The 17,027-nt window shown below is 68.9% G+C and carries 16 protein-coding genes; 11 read left to right on the top strand and 5 right to left on the bottom strand.

The window, feature by feature from the left end:
* Positions 1–102: 102 nt before the first annotated feature.
* Both AC3WXD_RS09975 and AC3WXD_RS09970 read left to right on the top strand, forming a co-directional pair.
* Positions 103–366, top strand: coding sequence for a helix-turn-helix domain-containing protein (locus tag AC3WXD_RS09975; protein WP_020201215.1), 264 nt, complete (start codon positions 103–105; stop codon positions 364–366).
* On the top strand, positions 363–1,706 hold the full coding sequence (locus AC3WXD_RS09970) for a type II toxin-antitoxin system HipA family toxin (protein WP_454731412.1): 1,344 nt from the start codon (positions 363–365) through the stop codon (positions 1,704–1,706). Before AC3WXD_RS09975 ends, AC3WXD_RS09970 begins: the two co-directional genes overlap by 4 nt.
* 125 nt (positions 1,707–1,831) lie before the next feature.
* On the opposite strand, the gene AC3WXD_RS09965 is transcribed toward AC3WXD_RS09970, so the two are convergent.
* Positions 1,832–4,183 carry a Tex family protein gene (locus AC3WXD_RS09965; protein ID WP_492323612.1) on the bottom strand — a complete coding sequence of 784 codons (2,352 nt, stop codon included), beginning with the start codon at positions 4,181–4,183 and terminating at the stop codon, positions 1,832–1,834.
* Between the two features lie 124 nt (positions 4,184–4,307).
* On the opposite strand from AC3WXD_RS09965, the gene AC3WXD_RS09960 reads away from it, so the two are divergent.
* The 3 genes from AC3WXD_RS09960 (at position 4,308) to yoaA (ending at position 7,813) form a co-directional block, all read left to right on the top strand.
* Positions 4,308–5,105, top strand: coding sequence for a hypothetical protein (locus AC3WXD_RS09960; RefSeq protein WP_492323611.1), 798 nt, complete (start codon positions 4,308–4,310; stop codon positions 5,103–5,105).
* Positions 5,106–5,253: 148 nt separating this feature from the next.
* Positions 5,254–5,457 (top strand): YdcH family protein, encoded by a 204-nt coding sequence (locus AC3WXD_RS09955; protein ID WP_020201219.1) that lies wholly within the window; start codon positions 5,254–5,256, stop codon positions 5,455–5,457.
* Positions 5,458–5,584: 127 nt separating this feature from the next.
* Positions 5,585–7,813 carry a DNA repair helicase YoaA gene (yoaA, locus tag AC3WXD_RS09950; protein ID WP_492323790.1) on the top strand — a complete coding sequence of 743 codons (2,229 nt, stop codon included), beginning with the start codon at positions 5,585–5,587 and terminating at the stop codon, positions 7,811–7,813.
* A gap of 75 nt (positions 7,814–7,888) precedes the next feature.
* On the opposite strand, the gene AC3WXD_RS09945 is transcribed toward yoaA, so the two are convergent.
* Positions 7,889–8,719, bottom strand: coding sequence for an outer membrane protein assembly factor BamD (locus tag AC3WXD_RS09945; protein WP_029043233.1), 831 nt, complete (start codon positions 8,717–8,719; stop codon positions 7,889–7,891).
* A 16-nt stretch (positions 8,720–8,735) separates the two neighbouring features.
* On the opposite strand from AC3WXD_RS09945, the gene AC3WXD_RS09940 reads away from it, so the two are divergent.
* Complete coding sequence (locus AC3WXD_RS09940) at positions 8,736–9,953, top strand: RluA family pseudouridine synthase (RefSeq protein ID WP_043365461.1); 1,218 nt, start codon at positions 8,736–8,738, stop codon at positions 9,951–9,953.
* Entirely contained in the window at positions 9,943–10,764 is an 822-nt protein-coding gene (pgeF, locus tag AC3WXD_RS09935) for a peptidoglycan editing factor PgeF (RefSeq protein ID WP_492323610.1), read from the top strand. Before AC3WXD_RS09940 ends, pgeF begins: the two co-directional genes overlap by 11 nt.
* 12 nt (positions 10,765–10,776) lie before the next feature.
* Here the strand turns inward: pgeF and AC3WXD_RS09930 are convergent, their stop codons facing one another.
* Positions 10,777–11,040, bottom strand: a complete 264-nt coding sequence (locus AC3WXD_RS09930; protein ID WP_020201224.1) for a hypothetical protein — start codon at positions 11,038–11,040, stop codon at positions 10,777–10,779.
* Positions 11,041–11,399: 359 nt separating this feature from the next.
* Here AC3WXD_RS09930 and phaC point away from each other — a divergent pair, with 359 nt between their 5' ends.
* The 4 genes from phaC to phaR all read left to right on the top strand — a co-directional run bounded on the left by phaC (position 11,400) and on the right by phaR (position 16,280).
* Entirely contained in the window at positions 11,400–13,223 is a 1,824-nt protein-coding gene (gene phaC, locus AC3WXD_RS09925; protein WP_492323609.1) for a class I poly(R)-hydroxyalkanoic acid synthase, read from the top strand.
* A gap of 76 nt (positions 13,224–13,299) precedes the next feature.
* Complete coding sequence (locus tag AC3WXD_RS09920; RefSeq protein ID WP_020201226.1) at positions 13,300–14,481, top strand: acetyl-CoA C-acetyltransferase; 1,182 nt, start codon at positions 13,300–13,302, stop codon at positions 14,479–14,481.
* 142 nt (positions 14,482–14,623) lie between these two features.
* On the top strand, positions 14,624–15,364 hold the full coding sequence (locus AC3WXD_RS09915) for a 3-ketoacyl-ACP reductase (protein ID WP_029043226.1): 741 nt from the start codon (positions 14,624–14,626) through the stop codon (positions 15,362–15,364).
* Between the two features lie 364 nt (positions 15,365–15,728).
* Positions 15,729–16,280, top strand: a complete 552-nt coding sequence (phaR, locus tag AC3WXD_RS09910) for a polyhydroxyalkanoate synthesis repressor PhaR (protein ID WP_017229831.1) — start codon at positions 15,729–15,731, stop codon at positions 16,278–16,280.
* A gap of 100 nt (positions 16,281–16,380) precedes the next feature.
* Here the strand turns inward: phaR and AC3WXD_RS09905 are convergent, their stop codons facing one another.
* Complete coding sequence (locus AC3WXD_RS09905) at positions 16,381–16,671, bottom strand: addiction module antidote protein (protein WP_029043227.1); 291 nt, start codon at positions 16,669–16,671, stop codon at positions 16,381–16,383.
* A 3-nt stretch (positions 16,672–16,674) separates the two neighbouring features.
* Complete coding sequence (locus tag AC3WXD_RS09900) at positions 16,675–16,974, bottom strand: type II toxin-antitoxin system RelE/ParE family toxin (protein WP_492323608.1); 300 nt, start codon at positions 16,972–16,974, stop codon at positions 16,675–16,677.
* Positions 16,975–17,027 lie beyond the last annotated feature (53 nt).

Below are 17,027 nucleotides of genomic sequence, written 5' to 3'. Positions count from 1 at the left end.
GATTTCTGTAGCCCTAGGGCATCAAAATTCGGCTTCCGTTTTGTCGCCCACCGGCTACAATAAAGCGGAATCCGAACCGTTTTGATGCCCGGAGGCTACAGAATGACGACCCTGGCCGACATCGGCGAGATGCTGCGCGAGGTGCGCCGCGAAACCGGCCTGTCCCAGCAGGAACTGGCCGAGCGCGCCGGCGTGGCGCGCACCACCGTCGCCCGCATGGAAACCCTCGCGCGCGGCGACATGAGCGTGTCCGCGCTGGTGCGCCTGCTGGAATCGGCCGGCTACGACCTGAAGGCGGTCAGGCATGGCCACGGCCGCACGCTCGACGACATCCTGGCCGAGCAGCGCGAGGCGCCACCGCAATGAGGCTCGACGTCCATGTCATGCGGCGGCGGGTCGCCACGCTCTACCGCGAGCGCGACGAATACGTGCTGCGGTACCTGCCCGAGGCCCGGCCGCAGGATTTCGTCTCGCTGGCCATGCCGGTGCGCGAGGATCCGTGGCGCTGGCCGCGCGACCTTCATCCCTTCTTCCGCCAGAACCTGCCCGAGGGCTTCCTGCTCAACCTGATCCGCGAGCAGTTCGGCCCCTTGCTGGACGGCACCGATCTGTCGCTGCTGGCGGTGGTCGGCGCGATGGGCATCGGCCGCGTCACGGTGACGCCCGAGGGCGTGGCGCCGGGCACGGAACTGCGAGGCCTGGACGTGCAGCGCATCCTGCACGGCGACAACACCGAGGCGCATTTCGCCGCGCTGGTCAGGGAATACGCGCGCGCCGCCATCTCGGGCGCGGTGCCCAAGTTCATCGCGCCGGACGCGCAGGGCGCGCAGGCCGCGCCGCTGGGCAAGCCCACGCTGCGCACCAGCCGCTACATCGTCAAGGGCTCGGACGACAGCACGCCGTTCCTCGGCTTCAACGAGTTCTATTCGATGCGCGTGCTGGCGCGCCTGCAGGCGGTGCCGGTTGCCGCCACGCGCATGTCGGACGACGGCCGCGCGCTGGTGGTGGAGCGCTTCGACGTGGACAAGGACGGCCTGCCGGTCTACGGCGTGGAAGACATGTGCAGCCTGCTGGGGCTGCCGCCGCACGAGAAATACGCGGCCACCACGGAGAAGGTGCTGGCCGCGTCGCGCGCCTACCTCGCGCGCGACGCGCTGCACGCGCAGATGGAACACCTGGCCTGGCACCTGCTGGTCAACTACGTGGTGCGCAATGCCGACTGCCATGCCAAGAACATCGCGCTGTACTACTCGGGCGTGGACGACGTGAGGTTCAGCCCGGTCTACGACATCGTCACGACCCAGGCCTACCCGCGTTTCGCCAGCAACCCGCCAGGCCTGTTCATCGACGGACGCAAGACCTGGGCCGCGGGCAAGACGCTGGAGCGGCTGCTGAACACGCGCATGGGCATCCCGCCGCGCCGCTATGCGGCGATGGTCGAGGCGCTGTGCGATTCGGCGGTGGCGGTGGGCCACGAACTCATCGAGGCGTCGCGCAACGAGCCGCGCTGGCGCGGCGTGGCCAAGCAGATGCTGCACGCATGGAACGACGGCATGGAATCGCTGCGCAGCACGCGCAGGAACGCCGGCTTGCGGCAACTGACGCCGGCCATCGAGGCGGCCGGCTTCTCGGACCCGGCGCCGCCGGAGAAGACGGCGACGGTGATCGGGCGGTCCAGTCTGATGGGCGGGAGAGGAGGGCGGTGAGGGTGTTTTCGGATTGCTGGCGCGCCATCATATTGCCGAAGGCTGTCTCCCCTCTCACGCAGGCGGGAGAGGGGAGGCAACCTCGGTAATTTGCGGCCTGGAGGGCGTTCTTCCGCCCCGCGCGTTCAGCGCTTGAGCTTGGCGAACGCCGCCGCCATCGCGCCGGCCGGCTCGGTTTCGCGGCGGCCGCCGCCGAAGCTCTTGTTCTGGCCCTGGCGCGGACCATTGCCGCGCTCGCTCTGGCCAGCGCGCGCCAGGGCCTGGCCCGGTTCGTCGTCGAGGCGCATGCTCAGGCCGATGCGGTTGCGCTTGACGTCCACCTCCATCACCTTGACCTTGACGATCTGGCCGGCCTTGACCACCTCGTGCGCATCCTTGACGAACTTGGAGGACAGCGCCGAGATATGGACCAGGCCATCCTGGTGCACGCCGATGTCGACGAAGGCGCCGAACGCGGCCACGTTGGTGACGACGCCTTCGAGCACCATGCCGGGCTGCAGGTCCTTGATGTCCTCCACGCCGTCCTGGAAGGTGGCGGTCTTGAACTCGGGGCGCGGATCGCGGCCGGGCTTTTCCAGCTCGGCGAGGATGTCGCGCACGGTCGGCAGGCCGAAGGTCTCGTCGGTGAAGGCCGTCGGCGAGAGGCCGCGCAGCGCTTCGCGGTTGCCCATCACGTCCCGCAGGCCCTTCTTGATGTGGTCGAGGATGCGCGTGACCACCGGGTAGGCTTCCGGGTGCACCGAGGAGCGGTCCAGCGGGTTGTCGCCGTCGTTGATGCGCAGGAAGCCGGCGGCCTGCTCGAAGGTCTTGTCGCCCAGGCGCGGCACCTTCTTCAGCGCGTCGCGGTTGGGGAAGGCGCCGTTGGCGTCGCGGTACTCGACGATATTGCGCGCCAGCACCGAGTTCAGGCCCGACACGCGCGCCAGCAGCGGCGCCGAGGCGGTGTTGACGTCCACGCCCACGGCGTTGACGCAATCCTCCACCACGGCATCGAGCGCGCGCGCCAGCTCGCGCTGGTTGACGTCGTGCTGGTACTGGCCCACGCCGATGGATTTGGGGTCGATCTTGACCAGTTCCGCGAGCGGGTCCTGCAGGCGGCGCGCGATCGAGACCGCGCCGCGGATCGACACGTCGAGGTCGGGGAATTCCTTGGCCGCCAGCTCGGATGCCGAGTAGACGGAAGCGCCGGCCTCGCTGACCACGATCTTGGTCAGCTTGGCTTCGGGCAGTTGCTTCATCAGGTCCTGCACCAGCTTGTCGGTCTCGCGGCTGGCGGTGCCGTTGCCGATCGAGACCAGCATCACGTTGTGCTGCTTCGCCATGCGCGCGAGCGTGGCGAGCGAGCCGTTCCAGTCGCGGCGCGGCTCGTGCGGGTAGATGGTGGCGGTGTCGAGCAGCTTGCCGGTGGTGTCGACCACGGCGATCTTGCAGCCGGTGCGGATGCCCGGGTCGATGCCCATCACGGACTTCGGGCCCGCCGGCGCGGCCAGCAGCAGCTCGTGCAGGTTGCGGCCGAACACCTTGATGGCCTCGCTCTCGGCGGTCTCGCGCAACTGCGTCAGCAGTTCGGTTTCCAGGTGCGGCTGCACCTTGACGCGCCAGCACCAGCGGCACACGTCGCCGAGCCATTTGTCGGCGGGGCGGTTCTGGTTCTGGATGCCGAAATGGCGCGCGATCATGCCTTCGCACGGGTGCGGCACCAGCGCGTCCTGCTCTTCGCCGAGCCCCAGCTTGACCATCAGCACGCCCGCGTTGCGGCCGCGGAACAGCGCCAGCGCGCGGTGCGACGGCACGGTGCGGATGGTTTCGCTGTACTGGTAGTAGTCGCGGAATTTTTCTTCCTCCGCGCCTTCCTTGCCTTCCATCACCGACGAGCTCACCAGGCCGTTGCTCCACAGGTGCTCGCGCAGCCTGCCGAGCAGTTCGGCGGTCTCGCCGAACTGCTCGGAGAGGATGTCGCGCGCGCCGTCCAGCGCGGCCTTGGCGTCGGGCACGCCGCCGTCGGCGGTGGGATTGCCGTTGACGTACTTGGCGGCCTCGGCCTGCGGGTCCAGCGTGGGGTCGGCCAGCAGCGCCTGTGCCAGCGGCTCCAGCCCGCATTCGCGCGCGATCTGGGCGCGCGTGCGGCGCTTGGGCTTGTAGGGCAGGTAGAGGTCTTCCAGCGTCTGCTTGGTCTCGGCGCCTTCGATGGCGGCGCGCAGCTCGGGTGTGAGCTTGCCTTGTTCCTCGACCGAGGCGAGGATGGCGGCGCGGCGCTCTTCCATCTCGCGCAGATAGAGCAGGCGCTCTTCCAGCGTGCGCAGGTGCGTGTCGTCAAGGTTGCCGGTCACTTCCTTGCGGTAGCGGGCAATAAAGGGCACGGTCGCGCCTTCGTCGAGCAGTGCTACGGCCGCCGCCACCTGGCGGGGTTGGACGGACAGTTCGGCCGCGATGAGCGACACGATCTTTTGCGTGACGGAAGCTGGCAGATTGGACATCAGGAAAACAGTCAGTCGAAAGCGGGGCATTTTGCCACAAGCGCGCAGCGCCGCGACGCGGCGCGCGGCCGCACGCGCCGTGCCGCGGCGCGGCAGGAGGCAGGCCGGGTGATAGAATCGGGGCATGATCGTCAAGCCACATCCGGCCGCTCATCCGGCCGCGTTCCCCGCCCCCCGCGCCACCCGCGCGGTGGCCCGCGCGCCCCGCCTGCCGCGGGCGCGGCGCATCGTGCTGGCCGCCCTCGCGGCGGCCTGTCTATGCCCCGTGCCCGGCATGGCGCAGGCGCCCGCAGCGGCACCCGAGGCCACCGCGCCGCAGGCGCCGCCCCGGGACTTCGCCGCCGAGCGCAAGGCCATCGGCGACTCGCGCGAATGGACCAACTACCGCTACGGGCAGGCCGCGCACGACTGCTACAGCAAGTTCTTCGTCACCCACTGCCTCGACAAGGCCAAGGACGAGCAGCGCGCCGAGCTGCAGGTGCTGCGCAAGCGGGAACTGGAAGTCGGCGAGGCCGAGCGTGCCTTCAAGGCGGTCGAGCGCGATCGCCAGCAGGCCATCCAGCGCGCCGAATACGAGGCCGACCAGCCCAAGCGCGAGGCCAACGAGCAGGCCAGCCGCGAGAGCTTCGAGCGCAAGCAGCAGGAGCAGCAGTTGCGCGACGCCGAGCACGCGGCGGGCGCGCCGCAGCGCGCCGCCAACGCGCAGGCCTACGACAAGAAGCAGGCGGATTTCGATGCCCGCGTGAAGCAGGCGCAGGAGCAGGGCGCGCAAAAGGCCCAGCAGCGGCAGGAGAACGTCAAGGCCTTCGACGCCAAGCAGCGCGACGCCGAGCAGCGGCAGAAGGACCTCGACGAGCGCCGCGCCAAGGCCAAGGAACAGCAGCAAGGGCAGGGCTCGGCGCCGCGGCCCTTCGGCTTCTGAGCGGCGCGAGCCGCGCCCGGGGCCGGGGGCAATGCCGGCCAGGACAGGCAGCAACAGGCCATGACAGGCCACGATTGGCGACAACAGCCGGTGCCCGACACCATGCCGGCGCCGCCGGCGCAGCGCCGGCCTTGAGCAGGGGGAGCCTATGGACCGCAACCTGAATACCCTAGCGCGGCAGATCATGGAGTTGCAGATCGAGCACCGCGACCTGGACTACCTGATCGACCGCATGGCGGCCGACGCCGTGCACGACGAACTGCAGATGCGGCGCCTGAAGAAGCGCCGCCTCAAGCTCAAGGATGCGATCACGCTGCTCCAGCTTCAGCTCGAGCCGGACGTGCCCGCCTGAGCGCCCGCCGATCGACCTTTCCGACCTCGCGATCTCTTCATCCCTCTCATCCACGGGCCGGCGCCTAGCCGGCTCGCCAGAAAGCCCCGCCTTGCCTGCCTCCGAAGATCTCCCCGACACCGCCGACATGCCCGATACGCTCGCGGCCCCGGCCACGCCCGACGCCTCCGGCGTCTCCGAAGGCGCCGCCGCCGTGCCGGCGGGCCAGGTCGACCAGGCGGCCGCCCACGCGGCGCAGCTGGCCACCATCTTCGCCAGGACCGGCACGCTGGCGCAGGCCATCGACGGCTACCGCCCGCGCGACGCGCAGGAGCGCATGGCCGCGGCCGTGGCGGGCGCCATCGAGCGCAGCGACACGGTCATCGTCGAGGCCGGCACCGGCACCGGCAAGACCTTCGCCTACCTGGTGCCGGCGATGCTGTGGGGCGGCAAGGTGATCCTCTCCACCGGCACCAAGAACCTGCAGGACCAGCTTTTCCTGCGCGACATCCCCACGGTGCGGCGCGCGCTCAACGTGCCGGTGTCGGTGTCGCTGCTCAAGGGGCGGGCCAACTACCTGTGCCATTACCACCTGGAGCAGGCCGAGGCGCAGGGCCGGCTGGCGTCGCGCCAGGATGCGGCCTGGCTGCGCGAGATCGCCAGCTTCGCCAAGGTCACGGCGTCGGGCGACAAGGCGGAGCTGGCCTCGGTGCCGGAGAACGCGCCGGTCTGGCAACTGGTCACGTCGACGCGCGACAACTGCCTCGGCACGGAGTGCCCGCAGTACAAGGAGTGCTTCGTCATGCGCGCGCGCAAGGAGGCGCAGCAGGCCGACATCGTGGTGGTCAACCATCACCTGTTCTTCGCCGACGTGGTGCTGCGCGATACCGGCATGGCCGAACTGCTGCCGGCGGCCAACACCGTGATCTTCGACGAAGCGCACCAGTTGCCGGAAACCGCCACGCTGTTCTTCGGCGAGAGCCTGTCCACCAGCCAGTTGCTGGAGATCGCGCGCGACACCGTGGCCGAGGGCCTCTCGCATGCGCGCGACGCGGCGGACTGGGTGCGCATGGCCGCGCCGCTGGAACGCGCCGCGCGCGACCTGCGGCTGGCCTTCAGCAAGGACAACGTGCGCCTGGCGGTCAGCCAGGTCGAGGCCGATCCGCGCATCGGCAAGCCGTTCTTCGAGACGCTGGACGCGCTGGAAAGCGCGCTGGCGGATTTCGTGGCCCTGCTCGAGAGCCAGGCCGAGCGCGCCGAATCGCTGGAGCAGTGCCACCGGCGCGCGGTGGAGCTGGAGCAGCGCCTGGCCGCGTGGCGCAGCGACGCCAAGGCCGCGCCGAAACCGGCCCCGGCCCCGGCCGGCGGCGAGGGCGCCGAGGGTGCCAATGGTGCCGATGGCGCCACGCCGGAAGCCGCCTTCGGGCCGGACACCGTGCGCTGGGTGGAGGTGTTTTCGCACACCGTGCAGCTGCACCGCACGCCGCTGTCGATCGCGCCGATCTTCACGCGCCAGCGCGAGGGGCATCCGCGCGCCTGGGTCTTCACCTCCGCCACGCTGTCGGTGAAGGGCAATTTCAGCCACTACGCCGCGCAGCTCGGGCTGGACAAGGAGAAATCGCTCACGCTGCCGAGCCCGTTCGACTATGCCGAGCAAGGCCTGCTCTACGTGCCGCGCGACCTGCCGGCGCCGCAGTCGCCGCAGTTCACCGACGCCGTGGTGCAGGCCGCGCTGCCGCTGATCGAGGCCGCCGGCGGGCGCGCCTTCCTGCTGTGCACCACGCTGCGCGCGGTGCAGCGCGCCTCGGACCTGCTCTACGACGCCTTCGCCGAGCGCGGCCTGGAACTGCCGCTGCTGGTGCAGGGCCAGGCCAGCCGCACCGAGCTGCTGGACCGCTTCCGCGAGCTTGGCAACGCGGTGCTGGTCGGCAGCCAGAGCTTCTGGGAAGGCGTGGACGTGCGCGGCGAGGCGCTGTCGCTGGTCATCATCGACAAGCTGCCGTTCGCGCCGCCCGACGACCCGGTGCTGGCCGCGCGCATGGAAGTGCTGCAGAAGAAGGGGCTGAGCCCGTTCGCCGTGCATCAGCTGCCGCACGCGGTGATCACGCTCAAGCAGGGCGCCGGGCGCCTGATCCGCTCGGAAACCGACCGCGGCGTGCTGGTGATCTGCGATACCCGGCTGGTGGAGAAGCCCTACGGCCGCCAGATCTGGCAGAGCCTGCCGCCGTTCAAGCGCACGCGCGAGGCGGACACGGTGATCCATTTCCTGGAGTCGCTGCGCGGCGGGAGCGGACTGGCGGCAGAGGATGCGGGGGAGGCGGATCAGGCGGAAAGCGGCGCCGGCGGCGAGTCCGGCGGCGAAGCGCCCGCCGCGTAGGACGCGCGCGGGCGGGCGCGCAGGCAAGAAAAAGCCCGATCGGAATCGGGCTTTTTCGTCAGCGCTGGCTGTCGTTCAGAACACTTCCCACCAGGACTTGTCCTTGCGGCGCTCGCCGTACTTGATGTAATCGCTGTTCGGGAAGTTCTTTTCCATCACGCGCGCGGTGTCGTCGCGCAGATCCTTCATGCCCAGCGAGTCGTAGCTGCGGATCATGATGTACAGCGCTTCCTCGTTGGCCGGCGCGCCGTCATAGTCCTTGAGGGCCTGCTGGGCGCGGTTGGCGGCGGCCAGGTAGGCCCCGCGGCGGTAGTAGTAGCGTGCCGCGTGGACTTCGTGCTGGGCCAGCGAGTTCACGATGTACTGCATGCGCGCGGCGGCATCCGGGGCGTACTTGCTTTCCGGGAAGCGCGTGATCAGCGTATTGAAGGCATCATACGCGGCGCGCGCGGCCTTCGGGTCGCGCTCGCTGAGATCCTGGCCCGAGAAACGGCCAAGCCACCCGAGGTTGTCGTTGAAGTTGATCAGGCCCTTGAGATAGTAGGCATAATCGATGTTCGGGTGATTCGGGTGCAACTGGATGAAGCGGTCCACCGAGGCCAGCGCGGCGGCAGTCTCGCCGTCCTTGTAGTTGGCGTAGGCGGTATCGATCTGCGCCTGCTGCGCGAAACGGCCGAACGGATAGCGGCTTTCGAGCTTTTCGTACAGCTTGACCGCGCGGGTAAAGTCACCTGAATCGAGAGCGTCCTTGGCTTCCGAATATAATTTGTTGGCCGACCAGCCGGCAGTCTCGTCTGGTTGATCCGACAGCAGGCCGCATGCCGACAGCATGACGCAGCCGCCTGCGAGCAGAATCGCTCCAATTCTTGCGCGCCAACTGGCGCGCTTCATGCTCATCAATTGCATGGGCAACGTATCCCGGATGAAAAATAGCGTCAAGCATTATAGCCCAAGCCCCTTGCCGGAAACCGCCGCCAAGGGCACCACGCCGCGCGCCGCGGATCCGGCCGACGCCTTGAACGAGGTGGAGGACCTGGAAGACCTCGTCGACGTGGCCGCGCTGGGCGGCCTGCCGCCCGGCGCGCCGCTCACGCCGATCGAGACGGAGATGCAGCCGGTCTCGTTCGATGTCGACAGCGCTTCACATGGAGAGCGCCTCGACAAACTGCTGGCCCGCCATCTCGGCGGCTTCTCCCGCAGCCGCCTGCAGCAATGGATCGAGGGCGGCTCGGTGCTGGTCAACGGCGCGCCGCGCCGCTCGCGCGACGCCGTGCAGATGGGCGAGCGCATCGAGGTGAGGCCGCAGGCCGCGCCGGAATCGCGCGCCTTCGTGGCTGAGGACGTCGAGCTGGACGTGGTGTATGAGGACGCCGCGCTGCTGGTCATCAACAAGCCCGCCGGGCTGGTGGTCCACCCGGCCGCGGGCAACTGGGGCGGGACCGTGCTCAACGGCCTGCTGCACCGCTATCCCGAAGCGGTCGGGCTGCCGCGCGCCGGCATCGTCCACCGGCTCGACAAGGAAACCACCGGCCTGATGGTGGTGGCGCGCACGCTGACCGCGCAGACCGACCTCGTGCGCCAGTTGCAGGCGCGCACCGTCAAGCGGCGCTACCTGGCGCTGGTGTGGGGGACCACGCCCGATTCCGGCACCATCGACGCGCCGATCGGCCGCGACCCGCGCGAGCGCACGCGCATGGGCGTGGTGCTGACCAACAGCGGCAAGCCCTCGCGCACGCATTTCCGCACGCTGGGCACGGTGCCGCTGGGCCGCGGTCATGTCTCGATGGTGATGTGCCAGCTCGAAACCGGCCGCACGCACCAGATCCGCGTGCATTTCGAATCCATCGGCCATCCGCTGCTGGGCGATCCGGTCTACCACCGCGCCGCCACCCGGCGCGGCCAGCGCCCGGCCATCAAGGCGCCGCTGCCGCGGCCGCTGGACCGCCAGGCGCTGCACGCCTTCCGGCTCGGGCTGGTGCACCCGGTGACGGGCAAGGACATGTCCTGGGAGGCGCCGCCGCCCGAAGACCTGCAGGCGCTGATCGACGTGCTCGACTTCGAAGGCACCGGCGACGATGACGACGATGACGGCTGGGTCGAGGGCGAAGACGGCGTGTGGGTGTACGGCGATGACGACTGAGCCGGCATCGATCGACCCGGCATCGACCGAGGCGGACTGGCTGGTGCCGGACTGGCCGGCGCCGGCGCGCGTGCGCGCGCTGTCCACCACGCGCCAGGGCGGTGTCAGCGGCGCGCCCTATGGCCTTGCCGACGGCAGCCGCGGCGGGCTCAACCTGGGCACGCACGTGGGCGACGACCCCGCGGCCGTGGCCGCCAACCGGGCGCGCCTGGCCGCGCGGCTGCCGTCGGCGCCGGCGTGGCTGGAGCAGGTGCATGGCTGCGCGGTCGCGACCGCCGACCAGTTTGCCTCGGGCGGCGCGGTGCCGCAGGCCGACGCCAGCATCGCCACGGCGCCGGGGCGCGTCTGCGCGGTGATGACCGCCGATTGCCTGCCGGTGCTGCTGTGCGACCGCGCCGGCACCGTGGTCGGCGCCGCGCACGCGGGCTGGCGCGGCCTGTGCGCGGGCGTGATCGAGGCCGCGCTGGCGCGCATGGGCGCACAGGCGGGGCCGCGGCCGCAATGGCTGGCGTGGCTCGGCCCGGCCATCGGGCCGACCGCGTTCGAAGTGGGGGCGGAAGTGCGGCAGGCCTTCCTCGACGCGGCGCGGCCGGCGGAAATCGCGCAGGTCGGCGCGGCCTTCCGTCCCGGCGCGCCGGGCAAGTACTTCGCCGACATCTACGCGCTGGCGCGGACCCGGCTGGCCCGGGCCGGCTGCCTCGACGTCCACGGCGGCGATGCCTGCACCGTCACCGACGCGCAGCGCTTCTATTCCTACCGGCGCGACGGCGTCACCGGCCGCATGGCCAGCCTGGCCTGGCTGGAAGGCTGAACCCCTGCTGCTTCATTCGCGCGGTGCCTGCGCCGCGCCGGCAGGCGTGTCCGCGGGCGCGGCGGCATCCGCGGCGTCCGCCGCCGCCGCTTTTTCCGCTTTCGCTTCCTCGGCCTTGCGGCGCCGGCGGCGGCCCGGCGTGCCCATGATGTACACCAGGATGGCAACCGGCCCCAGGCCATAAAACACGAAGGTGGCCACGCCCGCCACCACGGTATGCTCGGTGATGGCCATCATCAGCACCACGTAGAGCCAGCCGATCGCAACGATATACATCAGAACGTCATCCTCCTCGGGCAAGCTCGCCCCTTCGCGCGGCGGGCCCGGTTCCGGGGCGCGCCCGGCGCAATCTGCCGGTGCCTTGCGCCCGCGCAGTTTTCCGCATTGACAGGCAGAACATTGCAAGGCAACAATGGCCTCGAATGTCTTGCGAGGCGGTCTGCTCGCGGTCATTCGCAGGCTCCGCCGGGACCGCCCGGTCCGCGGCGCGGCATATCCGGCAAGCATACCGCATGGCGCCACCAGCCGAGGGCGTCGGGGCGGGCCGGTCCCGGGGCTGGCGGCGGCGTAGCGCGCAGTGGCGGCACACCGTCCGGCCGGCCTTCAAATAAGTGACGGCAGAGAGACGAAACATCATGGCAACCGGCAAAGGTGCGGCAGCTTCCTCCAGGGAAGACAAGTCCCAACCGTTTTCATTTGCACCGGGGCCATTCGATCCAGCGGCATGGCTGGCATGGTCCCGTCAGGCGCAGGCCAACGGCAGTGGTAGCGGTAATGGCAGCGGCAACGGCGCGGCAATGCCCCAGGGCTTGCCCGGCATGCCGGGCATCCCCGGCTTCGAGGCGCTGGCCGGTTCCGCCGCGGCGGGCGTGAAGATCCCGCCCGATCAGCTTGCCGACATCCAGCAGCGCTACATGAAGGACTTCACCGAGCTGTGGCGCCGCATGGCCGAGGGCGATGCCGGTCCCGCCCCGGTCCTGGGCGACCGCCGCTTCTCTGGCGAAGCCTGGCGCAGCAGCGCCGCGTTCCACTACGCGGCCGCGTTCTACCTGATCAACGCGCGCGCCATGAACGAGCTGGCCGGCGCGGTCGAGGCCGACGCCAAGACGCGCCAGCGCATCCGCTTCGCGATCTCGCAGTGGGTCGACGCCATGTCGCCGGCCAACTTCCTCGCCACCAACCCGGAGGCGCAGCAGCGCCTGATCGAGTCGGGCGGCGAATCGCTGCGCGCCGGCGTGCGCAACATGCTGGACGACCTCGGCCGCGGCAAGATCTCGCAGACCGACGACTCCGCCTTCGAGGTGGGCCGCAACGTGGCCGTCACCGAAGGCGCGGTGGTCTACGAGAACGCCTACTTCCAGCTGCTGCAGTACAAGGCCACCACCAGCAAGGTGTTCGCGCGCCCGCTGCTGCTGGTGCCGCCCTGCATCAACAAGTACTACATCCTCGACCTGCAGCCCGAAAGCTCGCTGGTCAACTACATGGTGGGGCAGGGCCATACGGTCTACGTGGTGTCGTGGCGCAACCCGGACGCCTCGATGGCGGAGCTGGGCTGGGACGACTACATCGAGCACGCGGCGATCCGCGCGATCGAGGTCGTGCGCGAGATCAGCGGCCAGGACAAGATCAACCTGCTCGGCTTCTGCGTGGGCGGCACCATCGCCGCCACCGCGCTGGCCGTGCTGGCCCACCGCGGCGAGCGCCCCGTGGCCAGCCTGACGCTGCTCACCACGCTGCTCGACTTCGCCGACACCGGCGTGCTGGACGTGTTCGTCGACGAGGCCCACGTGCAGTTGCGCGAGGCCACCCTCGGCGGCGCGGCGGGCGCGCCCTGCGCGCTGCTGCGCGGGGTGGAGCTGGCCAACACGTTCTCGTTCCTGCGTCCCAACGACCTGGTGTGGAACTACGTCGTCGACAACTACCTGAAGGGCAACACGCCGGTGCCGTTCGACCTGCTGTTCTGGAACGGCGACGCCACCAACCTGCCGGGCCCGTGGTACTGCTGGTACCTGCGCCACACCTACCTGCAGAACGAACTGAAGGTGCCGGGCCGGCTGACCGTGTGCAACGCGCCGGTGGACCTGGGCAGCATCGACGTGCCGACCTATGTCTACGGCTCGCGCGAGGACCACATCGTGCCGTGGATGTCGTCCTACGCCTCGACCGCGCTGCTCGAGAACAAGGTGCGCTTCGTGCTCGGCGCGTCCGGCCACATCGCCGGCGTGATCAATCCGCCGGCCAAGAACAAGCGCAGCCACTGGATCAACGACAAGATCGCAGACTCCGCGCAGGCATGGCTGGACGGCGCGACCGAGCATCCCGGCAGCTGGTGGCCGGACTGGTCGGCGTGGCTGGCCAAACATGCCGGCGCGCGCAAGGCCGCGCCTGCGGACTACGGAAACAAGGACTACCGTGCCATCGAGCCTGCCCCCGGACGCTACGTCAAGGCCAGGGCATGAGACAGGTCCGGGCCGGCTGCCGCACGCGGCCGGCTGATTCACTTCCTACATGCAATTACCTCGAGAGGATCTCCCAATGACTGACATTGTCATCGTATCCGCTGCCCGTACTGCGGTTGGCAAGTTCGGCGGCTCGCTCGCCAAGATCCCGGCGCCCGAGCTGGGCGCCATCGTCATCAAGGCCGCGCTCGAGCGCGCCGGCGTCAAGCCCGAGCAGGTCAGCGAAGTGATCATGGGCCAGGTGCTCGCCGCCGGCTCCGGCCAGAACCCGGCGCGCCAGGCCTCGCTCAAGGCCGGCCTGCCGGTGATGGTGCCGGCCATGACTATCAACAAGGTGTGCGGCTCCGGCCTGAAGGCCGTGATGCTGGCCGCCAACGCCATCGCCGCCGGCGATGCCGAGATCGTGGTGGCGGGCGGCCAGGAAAACATGAGCGCCGCCCCGCACGTGCTGCCGGGCTCGCGCGACGGCTTCCGCATGGGCGACGCCAAGCTGGTCGACAGCATGATCGTGGACGGCCTGTGGGACGTCTACAACCAGTACCACATGGGCGTCACTGCCGAGAACGTGGCCAAGGAATACGGCATCACGCGCGAGGCCCAGGACGAATTCGCGGTCGGCTCGCAGAACAAGGCCGAAGCCGCGCAGAAGGCCGGCAGGTTCGCCGAGGAAATCGTGCCGGTGCCGATTCCCCAGCGCAAGGGCGACCCGGTGCTGTTCGCCACCGACGAATACGTGCGCCACGGCGTCACGCTGGACGGCCTGTCCGGCCTCAAGCCCGCCTTCGACAAGGCCGGCACGGTGACGGCGGCCAACGCCTCGGGCCTGAACGACGGCGCCGCCGCCGTGGTGGTGATGTCCGCCGCCAAGGCCAAGGAGCTCGGCCTGACCCCGCTGGCCACCATCCGCGCCTACGGCACCGCCGGCGTCGATCCCAAGGTGATGGGCATGGGCCCGGTGCCGGCCTCCAAGCGCTGCCTGTCGCGCGCCGGCTGGAGCGTCGGGGAGCTCGACCTGATGGAAATCAACGAAGCCTTCGCCGCGCAGGCCCTGGCCGTGCACCAGCAGATGGGCTGGGACACCTCCAAGGTCAACGTCAACGGCGGCGCCATCGCCATCGGCCACCCGATCGGCGCGTCCGGCTGCCGCGTGCTGGTCACGCTGCTGCACGAGATGAAGCGCCGCGACGCGAAGAAGGGCCTGGCCTCGCTGTGCATCGGCGGCGGCATGGGCGTGGCGCTGGCGGTGGAACGCCAGTAACAGAGCGCGAGCGCTGGAACGCCGGTAAGCAAAGCGATGGCCGGGCGCGGCATGCCGCGCCCGGCCGCTCAGAGGGGTGTGCCGGCGGCGAGATGGCTTTCCCGCCGCCGGCCTAATAACAACTAGCCATCAAGGAGTAGATATGACTCAGCGCATCGCATACGTAACGGGTGGCATGGGCGGCATCGGAACGGCCATCTGCCAACGCCTGGCCAAGGAAGGCTTCAAGGTGGTGGCGGGCTGCGGCCCCAATTCGCCGCGCCGCGAAAGGTGGCTCGAGCAGCAGAAGGCCCTGGGCTTCGATTTCGTCGCGTCCGAGGGCAACGTGGCCGACTGGGATTCGACCAAGGCCGCCTTCGACAAGGTCAAGGCCGAGGTCGGCGAGGTCGACGTCCTCATCAACAACGCCGGCATCACGCGCGACGTGGTGTTCCGCAAGATGACGCGCGCCGACTGGGACGCCGTGATCGACACCAACCTGACGTCGCTGTTCAACGTGACCAAGCAGGTCATCGACGGCATGGCCGACCGCGGTTTCGGCCGCATCATCAACATCTCGTCGGTCAACGGCCAGAAAGGCCAGTTCGGCCAGACCAACTACTCGACCGCCAAGGCGGGCCTGCACGGCTTCACGATGGCGCTGGCGCAGGAAGTGGCGACCAAGGGCGTGACCGTCAACACCGTGTCGCCGGGCTACATCGCCACCGACATGGTCAAGTCGATCCGCCAGGACGTGCTCGACAAGATCGTCGGCACGATTCCGGTCAAGCGCCTCGGCGGCCCGGAAGAAATCGCGTCGATCTGCGCGTGGCTGGCCTCGGACGAGTCGGGCTTCGCCACCGGCGCGGACTTCTCGCTCAACGGCGGCCTGCACATGGGCTGAGCGCGGGACCGCCTCGCTGCCGGGGCGGCCTGCCAGTGCCAGGGCCCTCTGCGGAGGGCCTTTTCTTTTCCGGCGCCGATATTGCGTTGCATTGCCCGCACCGCATCAATGCTGCGCCGGAAACCGCGGCCTTCCCCCGGGAATTCCCGCAATCCATTGCCCCGTGCGGGTTTTCCTTAAACGCGCCGGCTTTCAATAGTGCCTTGTTGGGCATAGAATCAGGGCAGCGGCATGCCCGCACCAAAATAGATCATGCGTTGCAGGTCAACACGTTGTATCCCCCGCTGGCGGTTCCCCCGATTGCGCACCGCACAGCATGCGGTGCAGCAGCATGCAACAGCGACGATAAAAGGATAGAGCACCGATGGCTACCACCAAGAAAGGCGCAGAGCGACTGATCAAGAAGTATCCAAATCGCCGGCTCTACGACACGCAGACCAGCACCTACATCACGCTGGCGGACGTCAAGCAGCTCGTGATGGACACCGAGGATTTCAAGGTGATCGACGCCAAGTCCGGTGACGAGCTCACGCGCAGCATCCTGCTGCAGATCATCCTGGAAGAAGAGACCGGCGGCGTGCCGATGTTCTCCAGCGCGATGCTCTCGCAGATCATCCGCTTCTACGGCCATGCGATGCAGGGCATGATGGGCACCTACCTGGAGAAGAACATCCAGGCCTTCATCGACATCCAGAGCAAGCTGGCCGAGAACTCCAAGGGCCTGTACTCGGGCGAGCCGTTCAGCCCCGACATGTGGTCCCAGTTCATGAACATGCAGGGCCCGATGATGCAGGGGATGATGAGCAACTACATCGAGCAGAGCAAGAACCTGTTCGTGCAGATGCAGGAACAGATGCAGAGCCAGGCCAAGAACATGTTCGGCACGTTCCCGTTCAATCAGCCGGAGAAGAAGTAGGGCGGGTGCTTGCCGGCTGGCCTGCCACCATCTCCGCCCCGGCCACGGGCGGCAGGTTTTCGCGCAAGGGCTGGCCGGACGATCGTCGAAATGGCTGGCCTCAGGCCGGGCCGGCGTGCAGACGGATTCCCAGTGCGCGCATCACCTTCCAGATGGTGCTGAATTCGGGGTTGCCTTCGCCTGACAGGGAACGATAGAGGTTCTCGCGCGACAGCCCCGTGTCGCGCGCCAGCTTCGACATGCCCCGCGCCTTGGCGATGACGCCCAGCGCATGCGCGATGAAACTGGGATCGTCGCCGGCTTCGGCCAGGCAGGCCTCGAAATAGGCGACCATATCCTCGTCCGTTTTCAGGTGTTCGGCGGAGTCCCAGGGGCGAGTGGATTCTTTCATGGCTTACTCCAGGTCGAGACGTGCGGCGATGGCATGGGCTTTGTCGATGTCGGCCTGCTGTGTCGCCTTGTCTGCGCCGCATAGCAGGATCACGAGCACCGCGCCGCGTTGCTGAAAATAGACTCTGTAACCGGGCCCGTGGTCGATGCGCATTTCGCTGATGCCGCCGCCGACAGGCTTGGCATCGCCGGGGTTTCCGTGCTCCAGGCGGTCGATGCGGACCTGTATGCGGATCCGGGCCTGCCGGTCGCGCAGCCCGGCGAACCAGGCGTCGAAGGTGGTCGTGGTCCGGATCTCGAACATGGCCAGACTGTAGCGTATGCGCTACGATCTCGCAACGGCTCCCCGCGGCCCGC

The sequence above is a fragment of the Cupriavidus sp. FW216-B1 genome, from assembly GCF_058789195.1.
This window is presented reverse-complemented; position numbering and strand designations above follow the sequence as displayed.